1 protein-coding gene is annotated in these 243 nt (G+C 70.8%); it reads right to left on the reverse strand.

Annotated elements, in window-relative coordinates:
* Nucleotides 1–25: 25 nt before the first annotated feature.
* Nucleotides 26–243, reverse strand: a 218-nt coding sequence (locus tag SB658_RS26805; protein ID WP_486308228.1) for a glutathione S-transferase family protein, incomplete at its 5' end; no start/stop codon positions are given.

The following is a 243-nucleotide window of genomic DNA, read 5'->3' on the forward strand; positions in this document are numbered from 1 at the left end:
GGTTGGCTCGGGGGCGGGGAGCGGCTTACTTCTTGCCGAACAGGTGCCGGCGCTCTTCCTCGGTGAGCGGCTTGCCGGCGTTCGGATTGACCTGGTCCTTCAGCGCGTAGGCGCGGCCGGTGGCCGGGCGGGCGGCGATGGCGGCCTGCCAGCGCACGATGTGCGGGAACGGCGCCAGGTCCAGCGGCGCACCGCCGTAGGGGTTGATCCACGGGTAGATCGCCATGTCGGCGATGCTGTACT

The sequence above is a fragment of the Bacillus sp. SIMBA_008 genome, assembly GCF_046535495.1.
Taxonomy (GTDB): domain Bacteria; phylum Bacillota; class Bacilli; order Bacillales; family Bacillaceae; genus Bacillus; species Bacillus subtilis.